The 19,547-nt window shown below is 56.9% G+C and carries 14 protein-coding genes; 12 read left to right on the forward strand and 2 right to left on the reverse strand.

The annotated features are described in order from the left end of the window. Window positions 1-140: 140 nt before the first annotated feature. The 4 genes from kduI to cls all read left to right on the forward strand — a co-directional run bounded on the left by kduI (window position 141) and on the right by cls (window position 4,069). Window positions 141-974, forward strand: a complete 834-nt coding sequence (gene kduI / locus BCM02_RS32530; protein ID WP_187434536.1) for a 5-dehydro-4-deoxy-D-glucuronate isomerase — start codon at window positions 141-143, stop codon at window positions 972-974. A 31-nt stretch (window positions 975-1,005) separates the two neighbouring features. Beyond that, complete coding sequence (locus BCM02_RS32535; protein ID WP_148933295.1) at window positions 1,006-1,782, forward strand: DeoR/GlpR family DNA-binding transcription regulator; 777 nt, start codon at window positions 1,006-1,008, stop codon at window positions 1,780-1,782. A gap of 1 nt (window position 1,783) precedes the next feature. Further along, window positions 1,784-2,536 (forward strand): 2-dehydro-3-deoxy-D-gluconate 5-dehydrogenase KduD, encoded by a 753-nt coding sequence (kduD, locus tag BCM02_RS32540; protein WP_148933296.1) that lies wholly within the window; start codon window positions 1,784-1,786, stop codon window positions 2,534-2,536. Window positions 2,537-2,617: 81 nt separating this feature from the next. Beyond that, entirely contained in the window at window positions 2,618-4,069 is a 1,452-nt protein-coding gene (gene cls, locus BCM02_RS32545; RefSeq protein ID WP_148933297.1) for a cardiolipin synthase, read from the forward strand. A gap of 59 nt (window positions 4,070-4,128) precedes the next feature. On the opposite strand, the gene BCM02_RS32550 is transcribed toward cls, so the two are convergent. Next, a complete protein-coding gene (locus tag BCM02_RS32550) occupies window positions 4,129-5,118 on the reverse strand; it encodes an alpha/beta hydrolase (RefSeq protein ID WP_342791377.1) in 990 nt (329 codons plus the stop codon). Between the two features lie 375 nt (window positions 5,119-5,493). Between BCM02_RS32550 and BCM02_RS32555 the strand changes: the two genes are divergently transcribed. Both BCM02_RS32555 and BCM02_RS32560 read left to right on the forward strand, forming a co-directional pair. After that, entirely contained in the window at window positions 5,494-5,922 is a 429-nt protein-coding gene (locus BCM02_RS32555) for a hypothetical protein (protein WP_148933298.1), read from the forward strand. An 80-nt stretch (window positions 5,923-6,002) separates the two neighbouring features. Then, window positions 6,003-6,380: a winged helix-turn-helix transcriptional regulator gene (locus BCM02_RS32560; RefSeq protein WP_246183659.1), complete on the forward strand. Its 378-nt coding sequence runs from the start codon at window positions 6,003-6,005 to the stop codon at window positions 6,378-6,380. Between the two features lie 85 nt (window positions 6,381-6,465). Here BCM02_RS32560 and BCM02_RS32565 read toward each other — a convergent pair whose 3' ends face one another. Next, window positions 6,466-7,533: an SDR family oxidoreductase gene (locus BCM02_RS32565; protein ID WP_148933299.1), complete on the reverse strand. Its 1,068-nt coding sequence runs from the start codon at window positions 7,531-7,533 to the stop codon at window positions 6,466-6,468. Window positions 7,534-7,884: 351 nt separating this feature from the next. Here BCM02_RS32565 and BCM02_RS32570 point away from each other — a divergent pair, with 351 nt between their 5' ends. The 6 genes from BCM02_RS32570 (at window position 7,885) to BCM02_RS32595 (ending at window position 19,525) form a co-directional block, all read left to right on the forward strand. Further along, a complete protein-coding gene (locus BCM02_RS32570) occupies window positions 7,885-9,342 on the forward strand; it encodes an S-layer homology domain-containing protein (RefSeq protein WP_187434537.1) in 1,458 nt (485 codons plus the stop codon). Between the two features lie 265 nt (window positions 9,343-9,607). Further along, on the forward strand, window positions 9,608-13,786 hold the full coding sequence (locus BCM02_RS32575) for an S-layer homology domain-containing protein (RefSeq protein WP_148933301.1): 4,179 nt from the start codon (window positions 9,608-9,610) through the stop codon (window positions 13,784-13,786). A gap of 356 nt (window positions 13,787-14,142) precedes the next feature. Continuing rightward, on the forward strand, window positions 14,143-15,930 hold the full coding sequence (locus BCM02_RS32580) for a sensor histidine kinase (RefSeq protein ID WP_187434538.1): 1,788 nt from the start codon (window positions 14,143-14,145) through the stop codon (window positions 15,928-15,930). Continuing rightward, window positions 15,923-17,479, forward strand: a complete 1,557-nt coding sequence (locus BCM02_RS32585) for a response regulator transcription factor (protein ID WP_148933302.1) — start codon at window positions 15,923-15,925, stop codon at window positions 17,477-17,479. The genes BCM02_RS32580 and BCM02_RS32585 overlap by 8 nt, the downstream gene beginning before the upstream one ends. 152 nt (window positions 17,480-17,631) lie before the next feature. Beyond that, complete coding sequence (locus tag BCM02_RS32590; RefSeq protein WP_148933303.1) at window positions 17,632-18,609, forward strand: ABC transporter permease; 978 nt, start codon at window positions 17,632-17,634, stop codon at window positions 18,607-18,609. 10 nt (window positions 18,610-18,619) lie between these two features. Further along, window positions 18,620-19,525 (forward strand): carbohydrate ABC transporter permease, encoded by a 906-nt coding sequence (locus BCM02_RS32595; protein ID WP_148933304.1) that lies wholly within the window; start codon window positions 18,620-18,622, stop codon window positions 19,523-19,525. Window positions 19,526-19,547: the final 22 nt, after the last annotated feature.

Genomic DNA, 19,547 nt, shown 5'->3' on the forward strand with positions numbered 1-19,547 from the left:
GAGTCCAGAGGGCAAAGGCCTTTGGTTCCCCTCAGCGGAGGGGGAAGGGGGAGGAACAAAAATAACCGTTGCCATTTGGTTCACGTTCGTTTAAATTAAACATAAATGAACTTATATGAACCTCAAAGGAGCGATTGGACATGGAAATCCGTTATGCGTCCCACCCGAATGAAGTGAAGGGCTTCGATACGTCGAGGCTGCGCGAGGAATTTCTGATCGAATCGTTGTTCAAGACGGATGAGCTCGTGCTGACCTATTCGCACGTCGACCGTTTCATCGTCGGCGGCGTCGTGCCGGTGAACGCGAAAGTCGCGCTGGAAGCCGACAAGAAGGAGATGGGCTCCGCGTTCTTCCTGGAGCGCCGCGAGATCGGCATCATCAACATCGGCGGCAAAGGCACGGTGACCGTTGACGGCACGGTGTACGACATGGACTCCAAGGACGGCCTGTACATCGGACTCGGTTCGCAGGAAGTCGTCTTCGCGAGCGACGACGCGAACGCGCCGGCCAAATTCTATCTGAACTCCGCGCCGGCCCACAAGACGTATCCGACGACGCGCATCGCGATCAGCGAAGCATCGCCGAACCACTTGGGCAGCATTCAGAACTCCAACGAACGCACGATCTACCGCTACATCCATACCGGCGGCGTGCAAAGCTGTCAGCTCGTCATGGGCATGACGCTGCTGAAGCCGGGCAATATGTGGAACACGATGCCGTGCCACACGCATAACCGTCGCTCGGAAGTGTATCTGTACTTCGATATGCCGCAGGACGGCGTCGTCTTCCATTACATGGGCGAGCCGCAGGAGACGCGCCATCTGGTCGTGCGCAACGAACAGGCGGTCATCTCGCCGAGCTGGTCGATCCACAGCGGCGTCGGCACGAACAACTACACGTTCATTTGGGGCATGGCCGGCGAGAACCAGATTTTCGAGGATATGGACGCCGTGGCGATGCAGGACTTAAGATAAGAGGAAATTCAGGCAGAACGGATGATGGCAGATGAACGCCCTAAGGCGGCATGAAATGATCATGGAGGCGCTTCTGGAGCAGAAGGAAGTGACCGTGAACGAGCTGAGCGACCGGCTCGGCGTCACCGGCAAGACGATCCGCGAGGATTTGGCGAAGCTGGAGGAGCAGGGGTTGCTGCTGCGCGTCCACGGCGGGGCGATGCTCGCGCAGGGCGATCAGCTGGGCATTCTCTCGGCGAAGGGCGCGATCGCCAAGCATCAGGGCGAGAAAGCCGCGATCGCGGAGCTGGCGTTGTCCTACATCGAGCCGGGCGACATTATCGCGCTCGACGGGGGCAGCACGACGCTCGAGATCGCCAAGCGGTTGGACAACGCGCCGATCACGGTCGTCACGAACGATCTGAACATCATCGCCGAACTGCTGCGAAAGGACGAGGTCCGGCTCGTCGTGCCCGGGGGCTACCGGGTGCGCAACATGCTGGCGGGTCCGGAGGCGGCCGCTTATATTCGGGGGCTGAACATACGCAAGGCGTTCATCGCCGCGACGGGCGTTCATTTGCAATACGGCTTCACGGTCTATACGAATGATCTAATCGATTACAAACGCGCGATTATCGAATCGAGCGAACGGGTGTACGGCGTCATCGACCACCATAAGTTGGGACAAAGCGCCCTGCGGACGTTCGCCTCGCTCGGCGATGTCGACGCGATCTTGACGGATGCGGGCTGTCCGTCGGAGACGGCGGCGCGGTTCCGCGAAGCCGGGATCGAAGTGAAGATTGAACATGGAGACGCGGGAGGGCAATAGGATGAGTTTATTTGATCTTACCGGCAAGCGGGCGCTCGTGACGGGCGCATCGGGCGGACTCGGCCAGGCGATGGCGATCGGTCTGGCGGAAGCGGGCGCGGACATTATCGCGGTGTCGTCGTCGGAAGCGCGGGAGACGGTGCGGCTCGTGCGCGAGCTGGGCCGCAAGGCGGAGCTGATCGCGGCGGATTTGAGCCAAGAATCGCTGCTTGCGGGCGTCGTCGCGCAAGCGACGGAATTTTACGGCGGTATCGATATTCTCGTAAACAACGCGGGCATTATTCGCCGGACGCCGGCGGCGGAGCATTCGTGGCAGGATTGGCACGACGTCGTGTCGCTCAACCTGGATTCGGTGTTCTTCCTCTCCCAGCTGGTCGGGCGCGGGATGCTGGAGCGCGGCAGCGGCAAAATCATCAGCGTCGCCTCGATGCTCACCTATCAAGGCGGCATCAACGTGCCGGGCTATACGGCGAGCAAACACGGCGTCGCGGGCATCACGAAGGCGCTGGCCAACGAGTGGGCCGGACGCGGCGTGCAGATCAACGCGATCGCCCCTGGATATATGACGACGAACAACACGGCGCCGATTCTGGCGGACGAGAATCGTTATAAGTCGATTACCGACCGGATTCCCGCCGCACGATGGGGTACGCCGGACGATATGAAGGGGCCTGTCGTGTTCCTGGCTTCCGCTGCGTCGGATTATATGAACGGCCACGTGCTGAACGTGGACGGCGGCTGGCTAGCCCGTTAGTCCCGCGCAAATTTTGCCAACGATTGGGTAAATGCGCTATAGTGGTCTCATCCGAGTCGGAATCGAGGTGCCATGAGGCGCATGTTATGGTGGTTATACAATCATTTTACGACGGTGGTGCTGCTCTTCAACCTACTGTTGGCGGCCGCCGTCATTTTTCTTGAGCGCCGCAACGTCGGCGTCACTTGGGCATGGCTGATGGTCCTGCTGTTCATCCCGGTCATCGGCTTTATCCTGTATCTGGTGTTCGGCCAGAATTTAAGCAAGGTGAAGCTGTACAAGATCAGCCGGGAGACAAGCCTCGTGATCAAGGCGATCATCGAAGGCCAGCGGCGGGCTTACCTGCACAACGATATCCAGTTCCACGATCCGGCGATGGTGCCGTACAGCAATTTGATCTATATGAACTTATCGAGCGGCTTCGCTCTGTATACGCAGGATAACGAAGTGGAGATCTATACGGACGGGCACGACAAATTCGATGCGCTCATCCGCGATATCGCGAGCGCCAAGCTGCATATTCACTTGATGTACTACATCGTGAAGGACGACGAGATCGGCAGACGGCTCATGTCGGCGCTGGTCGAGCGGGCGAAGGCAGGCGTCGAGGTGCGGTTTCTGTATGACCATATCGGCAGTTCGCGTCTGCGCGGCGCGTATTTCAGCGATCTGATCCAGGCGGGCGGGCATGCCGCATCGTTCTTCCCTTCGAAAATTCCGTATTTGAACTTCCGCGTCAATTACCGCAATCACCGCAAGCTGGCGATCATCGACGGCGCGGTCGGGTATATCGGCGGGTTCAACATCGGCGACGAATACTTGGGGCTGGACAAACGGTTCGGCTATTGGCGCGATACGCACCTGCGGTTGAGAGGCAGCTCCGTGCTGCAGATGCAAGCGCAGTTTCTGCTGGATTGGAACCTCGCTTCCGTGACGGCGATCCCGGAGAACCCCGGCTACTTCCCCGTCGTCGAGAGCGAGGGGCAGGTCGGCGTCCAGATCGTCTCGAGCGGTCCGAATAACACGGCCGAGCAGATCAAGAACGCCTACATCAAGATGATTCATTCCGCCAAGGAATACATCTACATCCAGACGCCGTATTTCATTCCCGACGAGAGCGTGCTGACGGCGATCCGCTTGGCGGCGCTGTCGGGGGTCGAGGTCATCTTGATGCTGCCCGCCGTACCGGATCACAAAATGGTGTACTGGGCATCGTATTCGTACCTCGGCGACGTGTTGGACGCGGGCGGACGGTGCATGCTGTACACGAAGGGCTTCCTGCATGCCAAGACGATCGTCGTCGACGGCAAAATCGCGTCGGTCGGCACGGCCAACGTCGACATCCGCAGCTTCAAGCTCAATTTCGAGGCGAACGCGATTGTATACGACAGCGGCGCCGCCGGACAGCTGAAGGCGATTTTCGAGCAGGACATGAACAATTGCCGGGAACTGACCCCCGAGGGCTACGCGGCCCGATCGCGGCTGCAGCGCTTCCGGGAATCGTTCACGCGGCTGCTGTCGCCGATTTTGTAGGCAACGAATAGCAAGTTGAGGAAGAGACGGTTCTCTGCGCAGAGAACCGTCTTTTTGCTTTACGGAAACAACGATTTGATCACGTCTACGATGAGCTTGGGCTCGGTTCGCATAACGTCGTGGCCGCTCTTCTCCGCGATGATGAGACGCGAGTCAGAGGACAAGGCGAGCTGCCTGCGTTGTCCGTTCTGCCAAATTAGTTCGAGCTCGGCGCCCGCCGCTTCAGATAATCCGTACTGCCGGCCGTCTTCAGGGATACCACGGGCAATTACCCTAAGGGGAATCGAACCTAGCGACTGGCCGCGGATCGCGTTCTCGGTAAGAGAAGCGAGATTGGCTTCGGTTGCCTTAGCGTTAAAAAAAGCGGAGGTGGCTACGATGTTAATGAAGATGCCCCGATCTTCTTTCGGGACGAAGCCCTCGAGCAGCTCGTCTTGAAATAATCGCATAATCCCCGACCGCTTCAACAGTGTGAGTAGGGATGGAGAGGGCTGTTCCGGGATGGACTCGGATGTAAGCACGGCCAGAGATTCCCGTTCGTTGTTTTCTTCTCTCGCGTCCACTAGAACAAGCGCGGCGGTCTCCTCCGGGTACGACTGTGCGAATAAACGCATGTACATGCCGCCAAGCGAGTGGCCCACAAGGATGTAAGGACCGGTTAACCCAGCTTGGGAAAGCGCATGATGGAGCTCGCGTACGATATTGTCCCCTGTACGGGGATCAGGAGAAGGCTCACTCCAACCGTAACCCGCGCGGTCATAGCTGACTACCGTGGCATAAGGGGCAAGATCGTTTGGGATACTGCGCCAACTTAAGCTTGTTTCTCCGCTGCCGGCTTCGAAAATGATCGTCGGTCCCGCGGATCGGGAGATATTCATATGGAGGCGGAAAGTGCCGGCATCCACGAGCTTGCCCGGCATCGGGTAGGCGGATTGCGCGCGTTCGGAGGCGATCCATTCGTAAACAAAGCCGCTGGCAGGCAGAAGAAATAGGGGAATGATCGCGAGTATAAGACGCTTCCAACTTATTCGCTTCTTGAAGATGCGCATAAACCCACTCCTTTATTAAGGATATGGTTAATTTAATACGATTGTACTAAAAAATCAAGGGTTATTCGTTCTGCGATGGACTGTCCACCGACACGACAGGCACCTGTAATACGCCCATCCGAACCTCTTAAGCTGGTTGTCGCAAGCGTACTATCTGGCCGGCCTGCTCCCGTCGTCACTGACGACCAAGGCGGCGGGAACGACCGAATCCGTCATCTATGGCTGCGGTCCGTCTAATCCGGAGGTCGGCTGCGGATTACGCGAGATCGGTTTTACATTTTCGGCGAAGACAGGAGGAATTTGGCTATTGGCGGCAAATATGGAATAGGCATATGAAGTCGAATCGAAATCGGCCATCTTCAGGAGGGTACAACCATGCAAAGAAGGTCGTTCGTCCAAATCGCGTTCAATTTCCTGCTCTTATTCGTGCTAATGACGCAGCCGCTCGATGCGGCCGCGAAGACCGTCAAGGTCAAAGTCACGTTCGTCAGCGCGGAGCTGTCGGAGAACAATCACGTTGGCAACGAATGGCGGTATGAGGGATACGTGAACGGCAAAGCGATCGGGGAGGGCAGCTCGCGGACGCTCACTTTGAAAACGACGGATACGATTACGCTTAAGGGCGAGGCGCAAGAACAGGATAAAATCCCGGAGGACGGATCGGGCAGCGTCTCGGTTAAAGCGTCCGCGTTGACCAAGACGATCACGAAAACCGTCGACGTCGCCGTCACGGAAAATCGCGGTCGATACTCGGGCAATACGGCAACGTGGACGTTCACGTTCAAAATCGAGAAAGTCAAATAACATCGAAGGTCGCACGGCTTTGCGCCTAGATACGGGCGCGTAGGCTGTCGGGAGTGCCAACCGAGGAAGGCGGTGCGCGCGTGGAGTCTGCAAAGAAAACGTATCACACGGCGGTGGAAGCGACGCTGGAAGTGATGGGCGGCAAATGGAAGCCCGTTATTTTGTTTCACTTGACGTTCGGCCGCAAACGCAACGGCGAGCTGATGAGTCTGCTGCCTGCGGTATCCCAGAAGGTGCTGACCCAGCAGCTCCGCGAGCTGGAGGAGGCGAGCGTCATCGCGCGGATCGTTCATAATCAGGTGCCGCCGAAGGTCGAGTACGAACTGACAGCGTACGGATGGACGCTGCGCGACATTTTGCACGCGATGTGCCGCTGGGGCGATGCGCATATCGAACGAACATACGGACAGGACGCCGATATCCTGAACAGTCCGCTTAAGGACGGGAGGCAGACGTAACCCCAGTTAATGGCAATGGCAAGGTACGTGAAGAGCCGGTACTCCGAGTGAGGAGACCGGCTTTTCGGCGTGACATATAGGAAAGTTATGGAATCAATCTGCTTCGGCGCATTTCCGTGAAAATATCGATGAACATCGCTTCCGTATCGATGAATTCATGAAAGCCGAACCGGCGCGCCTTCGTCCCGTCCGCGAAGAAATCATAGTCCCACGAGAAGGCGAAGTCCCCGAATGCCCAAGAGGAAACATCCTTGAAGCTGTTGGCCGCAAGGCCGTGCTTCTCTACCATGCGGTTCCACAGCGGTTCCTTGTCCGCCATGACGGTCGCGAGCGACATGGTTAGCGGCGGCGCCGTCTCAAGCTCGAAGAAGCGGGCCAGCTTCGGCCACATATCGTCCCACCGGAACAAATCGCCGTTGGCGATGTTGAACGCCTGATTGGCGCAGCGTTCGTCGGTTGCGGCCCATACGGTGGCCCGGGCGAGCAGTCCGGCGTCCGTCATCTCCATCAGGCTATGATAGGCGCCGCGCTTGCCTGGAAAACGCAGCGGAATGCCGAGTTCCTTGGAGATGGACGCATAGACGGCGATGACCATCGCGAGATTCATCGGATTGCCCAAAGCGATTCCGCCGACGACCGACGGCCGAATCGCCGACCAAGTCCAGCTGCTTCCCGGCTGCCGACGTTCCAGAAATTTCTGTTGGTCGACGTTGAATTCGGGCGGCATGTGGTAAGCATCCGTTTCGCGGGCCGGCGTTTTGAACGGACCGAGGTGCGCGCCGTATACCTTATAACCTTGCATGAGGCTAATATGCTTCAAATGCCGCGCAGCAGGCTCGACCGCGTTGACGACGTTGACCAGCATGGCTAGGTTAGGCGCGACCAACTCCGCCCAGGTCGGCCGATCTTGATAGGCGGCGTAGAAAATATGCGTAATTTCCGGTAGCGCGCCGAGCTTGTTGCGCGTATCCTCCTCGTCTAACAGATCGGCCGCGACGTAGCGGGTGTTCCCTCGCGCTTCCCCGCCACGGCGGGATACTCCGATGACGTTCCAATCCGGCAGTCCCTCCAAATGTTCGATTAAATTCCGTCCGATGACGCCGTTTGCGCCGACGACCAATGCCGTTTGACGCTGCTGTTCTTTCGGTTCCATGGTATCCGCTCCTTCATGCGATTTTCTTGAACTGCATGTAACGCCATTGTGCGGCAAAGGAGGAAAACTGAACAGTACGCACTTTAAAGTCACTTAGGTACCTGAAAGTAACGTTGAGCGATGGAGTTTTGATTCAAGATGGAATAAATAGCAGCGTTTACAAGGTTTGGTTCTGCCGATGAATAAAGTCGAATTTTACCGAAACACGGTGTTGGAAATGCTCGTAATCCCTGCTTTGAAGCTCTAATAACGAAGAAATAGTAAAATACACCCATAGCAAAACAATGTTACAGAATGTATCATAGTTTGAGAATACATAGTCGCAATGTCGCGAGGGGAGTGTCTTACAGCATGTTGAAGTCGAAAAGAATCGCAATTGTCCTGATGGCAGGACTTATGTCCGTCCCTAGTCTCGGGTTGGCTCAAGAAGCGGGAGTTCCGGTGGATACGAAAGGGCATTGGGCTGAGCAGGTACTAAATAAATGGTCTGCCAGCGGCTGGCTGAAGGGGAGCGGAGAAGGAAAAATATGGCCGAATCGGACTATTACCCGCGCGGAAGTCGCCGCGCTGGTTAATGCTTCGTTCGGATTCAATACCCAATCGGAAGCCGTCTTCAAAGACGTGAAGCCCGGCCGCTGGTATGCGGACGCAATCTCGATTTCGGCCCAAGCTGGATATTTTCAAGGGACGCCCGACGGGTATTTCCGTCCGGACGAGCCTGTTACGCGTCAAGAGCTGGCCGTTATCCTTACGCGGCTGCTGGCGTTGACTCCGCAAGATCCGCCTGCCCAATATCTCGATACGGCGAAAGCGCCGGCATGGAGCAAAGGGGCAGTCGGCGCGATGGCGGCTAGCGGCGTCATGATCGGCCGCGCGTCAGATTCCTTCGATTTGACCGCGACTTCGACCCGGGCAGAGACCGTCGTCGTGCTCGATCGCGCGCTGAGCAAGTTTCCATCGGAGCCGGGACCTACGGATCCTACGCCTGAGGTGCCGGCGGCAGTCGGCGTTACCGGCACGGTCGCGGGAAGCGGGAGCGAGCCGCTGCCTGACGGAGTGCTGGAATTAACCGCAAGCGGCGGCAAGCGCCACGATATCCAAGTGCGCGGCGGAAAGTTTGCGCAAGAGTTGCCTGACGGCAATTACGCGATCGATTCGTACGTGATCGGCAAAACGCGGCTGAAAGTAGGCGTTTCCCTTACGGTCGTCAGCGGCAAATCCGACCGCGAGCTGAAGCTGACGCCGGTCGCGAACGCGATCGGAAGCGTAACTTATGCGGATGGCAAGGCATGGGGCAACGGCAATTTGGTGTTGACCCAAACATCGCCAACCAAGCAGATCGTAGAGATTAGCGTAGTCAACGGACTGTTCGCCGGGCAGCTAGAGAACGGCACCTATACGATCGGCAAGGTAGAGGATAGTAGTTCGTTCATTCCGATCATGAAGACGTTGACCGTCAGCGACGGGAAGGTTACGGATCGCACCGTGCTTCAACTGAAGGCGCCGACCGCGACGAATACGGTCCAGGCGACTTGGGCCGACGGCTCCGCGCTCCCGAGCGTCGCACTAATCGTCAGTCCGCAAGGTTCGGACGCGGCGCTGTTCCTGCCTATCGAGAAGGGCCAGACGAAGCTTACGCTTAACGACGGCGATTACGTCTTTACCGGTTACATGCTGGAGAGTGTGCAATCGCTCGTCAATCTGAAAGTTCCGTTTAAGGTCAAGGACGGCAAACTCATCCCGGACCCGGCCGCCGTCCTGGACGGCCGCGCGAAAGCCGATCCGTTCACGGTGCTGCTGCCGAAATAAGTAAGACGACAATGTGGTAATAAGGCTTCTAAGAAAACACCTCTCAAAAACGATCTTCTTGACGAGAACCGTTTTTCGAGAGGTGTTTTTGTTTGTCCCATGTCTAAATTCCGCCAAGCAAGTCGGCGGATAAGGCTTTAAGTCCTACGGACAGCTACGGAATGAATACATAAATAATACCTATTCTACCATGGAAACATATGGATACGTTATGTATCATCTAGGAGGGAAGAAATAGTCGAAATGTCGAGGGGAGCGTCGGAAGTTGGTAAGATCGAAGCGAATTGCCACATTATTAATTGTATGGATCCTGGCTATGCCCGTCACGTCCGGGTATGCGGCAGTGAATGGCAAACCGGTGGATACAAAGGGCCACTGGGCGGCGAGCACGCTGGACAAATGGTCCGGCAACGGCTGGTTGAAAGGGACCGCGGAAGGGGAATTGCTCCCGAATCGAACGATAACCCGCGCGGAGGTTGCGGCACTGGTGAATGCTTCGTTCGGGTTCACTGAAAAATCGGGTGCTGCTTTCAAAGACGTTCGACCTGGGATATGGTATGCCGAAACCGTCTCGATCTCGGCTCAAGCAGGCTTTCTGCAAGGTACGGCGGAGGGGCATTTCCAGCCCGATGCGGCAATTACGCGCCAAGAATTCGCCGTGTTGATCGCTAGGCTGCTCAAACTTGAGCCGGTAGATCCCCCGGCACTGATTAAAGATGCCGCGAACGCGCCGGGTTGGAGCAAGGGTGCGATAGGCGCCGTCCTGAAAGCCGGCATTATGGTGGGTCAAACGCCGGATTCATTCGGATTGCAGAAGCCGGCGACGAGAGCCGAGGCCGTCGTTATCCTCGATCGGGCTCTTGGCAAGCGAACGGTTCAGGCGGAGGAAAAACCGGCGGACAAGCCGGAATCGGCAGAGACGGAGAAACCGGCCGTCACGACGCCGCAGACGCCAGTTCCTCCCGCCGCAGGAGGCGGCGGGGCGCCCGTCGGAGGCAATCCGGGAGGCGGTAATTCTGGCGGAGGCAGTCCAACGACCGGACTGGCGGATTCATACTACGCAGTGGCGAATACGGTTCTTGGCGGAACGGCTATCACGCTGAAGAGCGCGCCGCCTTATGGCACCTCGGTCTGGTTCGCGGAAGCGGGCACGACAAAGTTCGTCGAGGGTACGAAGCAGACCGTGCTTAGAGGCAACGGCGTCGCGACGCGCATCGCCGCGCCAGAGGAGGCTGGCACGTACCGGCTGTACGCGGTTACGGGCGGTTCGGCATCCGCTGCATCGCTTGCCCAGCTGACCGTCGCGAATACGGCGAACATCGAGGGCACGCTGAAGAACAAAGACGGCGCCGCGATCGAATCCGGCACGCTGGTGCTGGAAGATGTTAAGGGTAATGAGATCGAGACTGCCGTGTCGAACGGCTATTTTAAACTGTATTTGCCAGATGGTCCTTATCGCGCGGTGAAGGTTGTCCAAGGAAACGACGAAACCGATCTATTCGCGAACTTCGGCGTGCGCGGAGGCAAACTGGAAAGGGCCGACAGGCTCGACCTGAAAGCCTATGCAGCCGCGAATTACAACGTGACCGGCGACATCCGTTTCGACGGCGAGACAGGTCAGACTGATGTAGATGGGGTAGCGTTGATCGCGGAGGAAGGGAGCAGCAACCTCTATTCGGTTCCGGTGCGGGATGGCCGCTTCGCATTGTATTTGCCGGCAGGCATCTACCGCGTCGGCGGTTTCGAGTCTGACGGCGAATGGTATACGGCGCCTGAACGTGCTTTTGTCGTTAAGGAAGGCGCGGAGCCCCCCGCCTCGGCGTGGGTTAATCTGAACCGAGCCAATATATCCGGGAAGGTGCTCGGAGCAGACGGCAAGGCTGTCGCGAAAGGCTTAATCGATATCCGCAGCTCAGGTATCGGGGGCGGGCAGTACTTCACGACGAACGTTCGGGCTGACGGAACGTTCAAGCTTCATCTGCCCGATGGACCGTACAACTTCTATGCTTTTGACAACGGCTCGTATAGCCAGCCGATCGGCGGAGCGTTCTTCGTTCGAGACGGCAAGATCGCCGAAGGCGTCACGACCGTGCAGCTTCCGGCGTCGAATTTCTCCGCGACCGTATCGCATGGCGGGCGAATCGTTGCCGAAGGCAGTCTGTTGCTCGGTAAGGGCGACGGCGGCACCTTCACCGTTCCGTTTAAGGACGGCAAGCTGGAAGGGGCTCTTCAAACTGGACAATATACCGTGAAGGGATACAGCGGGGACTACGGATTCTATGCCCTGAATGAGCCTCTCGAAATTACCGCAGGCATGAAGAACGTTGCGCTAACGGCGCCGACCGCAAGCTTGAAGGCAACGTTCACGGGAGCGGACGTCGGTCAGAACGGAACCCTCAGCATTGTGAACGTCAATGCGCGAGAAACCTACTCTGCGAGCGTAGTGGAAGGTAAGTTCGAGGCTTTCCTTTCGGATGGCGAGTACGCCCTTGTCTATTACGATGAGACTAGTGGCTTGAGGACGCTGCAGGAGCGAGTCGTGATCAAGAACGGAAAAGCCGCGAAGCCGGACATGTCCATTCCGCTACCGGAATCGAACGTGACGGGTACGTTGTCGGGCGACATCTTTAAGCCGCTGGTTAAAAGCGTGGTCATTAAGTCGAAGGCAGATCCTAACAGCACCTACCACGCACAGGTACTCGACGGCCAATTCCATCTTTATTTGCCTGACGGTGATTACGAGGTAACCGGATACTCGCATAATTACTATGAGAACATTGCGTTATCCGTGTCGTTCACCGTCAAAGGCGGTGCAACGCCCAATGTGACGATTCCCGAAGGGAAAGTAAAAGGAAGCCTGGTTCAGAATCATACAGGGAGTCGGATTACGAGCGCATACCTTCAAATTAGAAGCACTGGCGCGGTTAACAAGACCTACTCGACTCCCGTCATTAACGGACAGTTTGCCATCGATTTGCCGGACGGAGAATACCGTTTGGTCGGCTACCAGGACTGGGGGCCGGGCAAATTCACGACGTTGACCGATGGATTTACCGTTAAGAACGGACAACCTCAAACCGGATCGTTCCCTGCCGGATGGCTTCCTTTTGTAGAAGAAGCGGCTAACGTCGAAGGCTCCCTACAATCCGATCAAGAGTGGTACACGCGCGTGCAGCTGTACGTGCTGAACGATTCAACCCAAGAGCTGCATTACATCGAGGTCCGCAACAACAAGTTCGGCGCTTATTTGCCTGACGGTTCGTACACGATTCAGGGCTACTACGATACGGCGAGCAATCGCGTTGTGGAGCTCGGCCGACCGCTCGTGATTCAAGGCGGCAAGCCGAAGGAGAAGCCGATCGTCCTGTCCAAGGATTCGGTCCAACAAGGAACGGTCAAGACGGCCGGCGGAGAAGCGGCGGGCGCGGGCAAGCTGCGGATCAAGACGACGGACGAGAACGGAATGACCTATGAAATACCGGTCAAAGCGAACGGGGCGTTCGCCTTTAGTCTGCCGGCCGGCGAATACATCGTGGAAAGTTACGCGGATTCGGCCGAGAACGTCGATTATTCGCTGAACGTGCCGTTCACGATTCCGCAGGAGGGAGCAGGTCAACCGCTGGCGCTCGTGATCGCGGCAACGATAAGCGGCAAGGTTCAAGGCGCTGCTGGCGAGTCGCTGCCGGACGGCGTGCTGTCGCTGAAGGAAGCGGCGGGCAAGCTCGTCCAGATTCGCGTGCAGCATGGCGTGTTTAACCAGCAATTAACCGACGGCACGTATAAAGCCGAATCCTACGCAATCGGAAAAACGAGTCTGAAGGTCGACTTTACGTTTGAGGTGAAAGCCGGCAAAGCGGACCGCGAGCTGACGATCGCACCGGTCGCGAACGCGATCGGGGGCGCGTTCGCCGCCGATGGAACGCCATGGGAAGGCGAGCTGTTCCTCACTTCGTCCTCGCCAAAGAATCAAATCATCGAGCTGAGCGTCGTGAACGGTCTGTTCGCCGGCCAATTGGGGGATGGCACCTATACCATCGCCAAGTTGCAGAACGGGGATGCGTACGTGCCCGTCATGCGGACGCTCGTCGTCAGCGGCGGCCGAGTGACGGATCCAATGGCTCTTCAGCTTCTCGTGCCTACGTCGCCGATACCGGTCAGGGCGCAATGGACCGACGGTACGGCCGCGAATGGATTGGCGCTGATCGTCCAGCCTCACGGTTCCTCGTCGAAGATGCTGCTGCCTTTCCTGGAAGGGCAAGCTGAACTTCTACTGAACGACGGTGCATATGTAATAACCGGATACATCCTGTTGAACGATGAGAATAGCCAACCTTTTAACCTTCCATTCGAGATAAAGGACGGCAAACTCATCCCGGACCCGGCCGCCATCCAGGACGGCCGCGCGAAAGCCGATCCGTTCACGGTGCTGCTGCCGAAAAACTAACGGGTACGTTACAACGCGACGACGTTACCGCCAGAAACTTTAGACAAAAGCCGCCGGGCTTGCCCGCGCGGCTTTTGTCGCGCGATGCAGCCCGAATCGACGGCACAGACCGTCGCCCCGGCATCCCTAACTCTTTTTGACGCCGCCCACTGATTACCGTATGAAAATAGATCGAATTTCCTCATGTTTTTATGCAAAAATGTGGCTTACAATGAAAGGTAGGCGTTTAGAGGGGCTCCAAAGGCGAAATTCGAAAACGCTTTCCGTCGTAAAATAGGATTACGCCTAAGCCGGAATGCCCACACTTGAAGCGGGTAAGGCTTTCATCACGGATCTCAACGCAGGGGGTTGCGAGCTTGTATACATCGATCATCCGGATCGTCAACGATATGAAGCTTCGCCATAAGCTGTTTTTGTCGTTTATTGTAGTCGTGTTCATCCCGGTACTCATTATCGGGTACTTCTTGACGAGCGAGCTGCGTTCCATGGCGCTCGGCAACGCGAGGGAGCAGACCGTGACGAACGTCGAGCGGGTCAAGAAGCGGACGAGCGACGTCGTCAGTATTTCGTACGACACGGCGTATCGGCTGGCCAACGACACCCGGCTGGAGACGGTCGCGAATCGGCGGTACGACTCCGTGTACGACGTCGTCAAAGCCTACAAGGAATACCCGGATTTTCGGGATAATCTGCGCTTATACGAAGAGCTCGCCGCGATCCGGTTGTACGTGGACAACCCGACGCTGTTGAACAACTGGGAGTTCATCCAGCCGACCCCGAACATCGTGGAAGCGCCTTGGTACCAAAGCGCCATCAAAAGCAGTCTCGTCGATTGGAGCTATGTCGAAGACGAACGGGACGGTAAGAAATATTTAAGCCTGGTGCGGCGCGTCGATTTCCCGAACCAAAATACGACCGGCGTGCTCGTCATCAACGTCAATTCGGAGATGATGGCCTCCATCTTGGCCCAAGAGTCGTTCGAGACGATGATCGTGGACAGCAGCAATCAGGTCGTCGCGTCGAACCGGTCCGGCAAGCTGGGCAAGACATTGGAGGAACTGCAATTCGATCCCTCGATCATCGGCGGCGAGACGGGGACGTTCGAGACCGTCATGGACGGCAACAAACTGCAAATCATGGTCGACGATCTCCGGCCGAAATCCAGCATGAACGAACTTCGCATTATATCGATCTTCTCGATCGACCAGATCGTGAAGGAAGCGAACCGGACGATCCGGCTGGCCGTCACGGTCATCTCGATCAGTTTGGCCGTCGCGACGCTGCTCATCTACGGGTTCTCGACCCTGCTGTCTAACCGGTTGCTCCGCCTAAGCAAGCATATTAACAAGGTGGCGACGGGTAATCTGGGCATCGCGATGGAGATTGACGGCAAGGACGAGATCGGCCAGCTATCCAGACAGTTCAATTCCATGGTTGCAAGCATAAACGGGCTGATGAGCGAAGTGGAGGAGTCCAACTACCAGAAGCGGCAGCTCGCCCAGAAGCAGAACGAGATCAAGTTCAAAATGATGGCCAGCCAAATCAACCCGCATTTTCTGTTCAATGCGCTGGAGTCGATCCGCATGAAGGCCCACATCAAAGGGGAGACGGAAATCGCGAAGGTCGTGCGGCTGCTCGGCAAAATGATGCGCAAAAACCTGGAGGTCGGCAACCGCAGCATTCCGATGCGCAGCGAGATGGATATCGTGCGCTGTTATCTGGAGATCCAGAAATTCCGGCACGGCGACCGTCTTCAATTCGAGCTGCTCATCGATGCGGCCGCGGAGGAAACGTTCATCCCGCCGCTCATTATCCAGCCGCTCGTCGAGAACGCCGTCGTGCACGGGCTCGAGAGCAAGGAGGAAGGCGGCCTCGTTCGGGTCAAAGCTAGCGTGGTCGGGCAGGAGGTGCATATCGAGGTCATGGACAACGGCACCGGCATGACGGATGAGCGGGCCGCGATCGTCATGCAATCGCTGAACGAGCAAGACGACGACGAGCGCAACCGGATCGGGCTGCGCAACGTTCATATGAGGCTGCTCCTGACCTACGGCGCGGAGCATGGCCTCAACATCTACAGCGTGCCCGGCGAAGGGACGCAAATCCGGTTTCACATTCCGCTAGGAGGGCGATCACATGTATAACGTGCTGCTTGTCGACGACGAGCCGATGATACGGGAAGGACTTCGAACGCTGATCGACTGGGGGGAATTGGGTTACCAGGTCGCGGATACAGCCGGGAACGGAAGGGAAGCGCTGGAAAAGCAGGAGCGGCTGAACCCGGACTTGATGATCGTCGACATCCGGATGCCGGGCATGGACGGCTTGACGCTGATCGGTCATCTGCGAGAGAAGAACGAACATCTCCATATTCTGATTTTGAGCGGGTACGCCGACTTCGATTACGCCAAGAAAGCCATCCAATACCAGATCGACGGCTACTTGCTCAAGCCGGTGGACGAGGACGAGCTGACCGGGTATTTGGATAGGCTCAAGAAGGTGCTGGACGCCGAAGCCGCGGCGAACCGCCGTCATTCGGCGATGAGCGAATGGAACCGCGAACGGCTCATTCAGACGTGTCTAGAAGGCGCATATCCGGAAGATGCCGCGGATAGTCTGGAGGAGGCCGCGCGGGAGTCCGGGTTAGTCTGGCCGTCTTATGAGCTGCTGCTCGTGCGGCTGCACGCGGAGCAGGATCTGGACTCCGGCGTATTCGCTTACATGAAACGGCGTTTCGTGACGTCGTTCGAGGAAGCGGGGCGGGGAGTCGTCTTTTACGCGGAACCGTATATCGGATTGCTGCTTCGGGAGCCGCTGCAGAGCGAATACCAGAGCGCCCGCGTATACCGGGATATCGCGAATATCGCGGCCGAACGCGAGCTGCGCTTCACCGTCGTCTCGGGGGGCGCGGAAGAGCGGCTGACCGATCTGGTGCGCGCCCATGCGACGGCCGTGCGGCTCATGAACCTGCGTTTCTTCTATGAAGAAGGCCGCATCATCGGGGAACAGACGGAGCCGATCGATCACAAGCTGGCGGACGAAGCGGACGAGCACGACCCGTTCGACCCGGATTCGATCGCGGAGAAGCTGTATTTGACGCTGGATATCGGCAACATGGAGGCCGCGAAGCAGCTGGCCGCCGTAGCGGGCGAAGCGATGCTGCGCGCGAACTTCTCGGAGCAAGAGATCAAGACGGGGATGGTGCAGCTGATCACGGGCGCTATCGGGAAACTAACGCTGCACCGCCAAGAACTGCAAGAGAGGCGTCACGAGCTGTCCGGCGGCATTATCGGGCTGTACAAGCCGCATACCTACCAGTCGCTGATCGAGAGCGTGCAGGCGCTGCTCGTCCGCGCCATGGAAGGACTGGATGCCGGCGGGACGGACAGGCAGATCATGAAGATGATCGATCTCATTCAACGCAATTACCAGCAGCCGCTCAAGCTGGAGATGCTGGCGGACGTGCTTGGATACAACAGCGCGTACTTGGGAAAACTGTTCAAGACGACGACGGGCGAGTATTTCAATAGTTATCTGGACAAGGTCCGCATCGAGAAAGCGAAGAGCTTTCTGGATCAAGGGATGAAAGTGTATCAAGTCGCGGAGAAGGTCGGCTACACGAACGTCGACTATTTTCACAGTAAATTCCGCAAATATGTCGGCGAATCGCCATCCGCCTACAAAAAAAAGTGAACATTCGACAGCGCGCTCGGCCTAAGCCGGGCGCCTTCTCTATTTTCTGGGGGGCGGAGTAGAATTTTTATATGATTTTGTAGAAAATCCTTGGGGTACTTCCGTCGCCGCCGCTTCGTTACAATAAGGACATACAGCAAGGAGGGGTACCAATGGAAGCGGTAACACAACAGAAGCCCAAGGAGAGAGGGCGCCGCGAGACATCCCGGTTTTGGCGGATTTTCCTGCAGCAAAAATATTTGTATATGATGTCGATTCCGTTCGTTATCTGGGTATTCATCTTCAGCTACTTGCCGCTATGGGGCTGGACGATGGCATTCCAGAAGTACAGACCGATGCCGAACAAATCGTTCTGGGAACGCATCGTCGACCAGAAGTGGGTCGGATTCGATCAGTTCGCGCGATTGTTCGCGGACGACCAGTTCTATCTGGTGCTGAGGAATACGTTGGCCATGAGCTTCATGGGGCTGATCGCAGGTTTTACGATCCCGATCATATTCGCGATTCTGCTTAATGAAGTCCGCCTGATGGCGTTCAAGCGTTTCGCGCAGACCATATCGTACTTGCCTCACTTTGTATCCTGGGTCGTCGTCGCCGGCATCGTCACGAAGATGCTGTCCGCCGATCACGGCGCGGTCAACGACTTCCTGATGTGGATCGGCATTATCGATCAGCCGATACAGTTCATGGCCAAGGGGTCCTACTTCTGGAGTATCGTCACCGCTGCCGATGTATGGAAGGAAACGGGTTGGAACACGATCATCTACCTGGCCGCGATCGCCGGCATCAGCGGCGAGCTGTACGAAGCCGCTAGAGTCGACGGCGCAAGCCGACTTCGCCAAATCTGGCATATTACGATTCCGGGCATCCGCTCGACGATTATCATTTTGCTCATCATGTCCATCGGCCATCTCGTGAGCATCGGCTTCGAGAAACAGATGCTGCTCTCGAATAACCTGGTCACCGATTACTCGCAAGTACTTGACCTGTACGCCTTGCAATACGGCTTGCAGATGAGCAACTTCTCGTTCGGTACCGCGATCAACATGTTCAACTCGGTCGTCAGCATCATTCTGTTGTTCACGGCCAACGGCATTTTCAAACGAATCACCAAAGAAAGCATCATGTAGGAGGTGCCTCATGGCAACGAAAACGATGCGCAAAGGCGCGCCTATATCTGACCGCATATTCGATATTTTCGTCTACGGCTTCGTCCTGCTGGTGACGATCGTGACGCTCTATCCATTCCTGAACGTGCTCGCGCTGTCGCTCAACGATTCGACCGACAGCGTGCGCGGCGGCATCACGATTTTCCCGCGGGAATTCACGCTTCAGAACTACAGCATTATTTTCGGGTACGAGGGCTTGATTCAAGGCTTCAAAATATCCATTCTCCGCACGATCGTCGGCACCGTGCTCGGCTTGATCAGCGCTTCGATGCTGGCCTACACGCTATCGCGTCCCGACTTCCAGGCCCGCCGTTTCGTCTCGGTGTTTCTCGCCTTGACGATGTACATCTCAGGCGGCCTGATTCCGACGTACCTGCTCATCAAGGATCTGAACATGATCGGCACCTTCGCGGTCTACGTTCTTCCAGGCATGGTATCGGCGTTCAACGTCTTCATCATTCGCTCGTTCATGGACGGCATTCCGTACGCCTTGCAGGAATCCGCCAAGCTTGACGGGGCGAACGACTTCACGATTTACTGGCGGGTCATTCTGCCGATGGCAAAACCGGCGTTGGCGACGATTGCGCTCTTCCTGGCGGTCGGCCAATGGAACTCCTGGTTCGATACATGGCTGTACAATGCAAGGGCGGATCACTTGACGACGCTGCAATTCGAATTGATGAAAGTGCTGCAGAGCACGACCACCGGCAACAGCGACTACCGGAACTCGAACATGACGCAGGTTATGTCGAGCATCTCGCCGGAATCGGTCCGCATGGCGATCACGATCGTCGTTACCGTTCCAATCTTGTTCGTCTATCCGTTCCTGCAGCGGTATTTCGTAAAAGGCATGACGCTCGGCGCGGTCAAAGGGTAACGACCATTTGGTCAGCTTGGCC

The organism is Paenibacillus methanolicus (genome assembly GCF_008124765.1).
GTDB lineage: Bacteria > Bacillota > Bacilli > Paenibacillales > Paenibacillaceae > Paenibacillus_Z > Paenibacillus_Z methanolicus.